Origin of the sequence: Chryseobacterium sp. VD8 (genome assembly GCF_037149975.1) — a bacterium.
GTDB lineage: Bacteria > Bacteroidota > Bacteroidia > Flavobacteriales > Weeksellaceae > Chryseobacterium > Chryseobacterium indicum.
In genome coordinates this window covers 1-312 of record NZ_JBBCQL010000470.1, presented here as the reverse complement: position 1 = coordinate 312, position 312 = coordinate 1, and the positions used below count along the sequence as shown (strand labels likewise).

The following is a 312-nucleotide window of genomic DNA, read 5'->3' as shown; positions in this document are numbered from 1 at the left end:
AGAAATTTCACCTGATCCGGTCTTCCTCTGTCGTTTTTCGGAAGATTATTATAGCTTCCTGTCCTTACAATCACCATATCATGTTCCGGAATCATAATGATGTATTGTCCCTGAAGTCCCAAAAAATTATAATGCTTTATAGGATGGTCATGATTGATCCAGAATCCCATTCCGTAAATTTCCTCAGAATTTTTAGTCGGAGTCCGCATTGTATTGATGAAGTCCGGATTTAAAATTTGCTTATCCCCAACTTTTCCGTCGTTAAGAAATAATTGTCCCAGTTTTGCAAAATCTCTGGAGTTGGAATGAATG

1 pseudogene is annotated in these 312 nt (G+C 37.5%); it reads right to left on the bottom strand.

The features are described 5' to 3' along the window. Positions 1–312, bottom strand: a pseudogene (locus WFK35_RS23080) (serine hydrolase domain-containing protein); the annotation flags it as partial.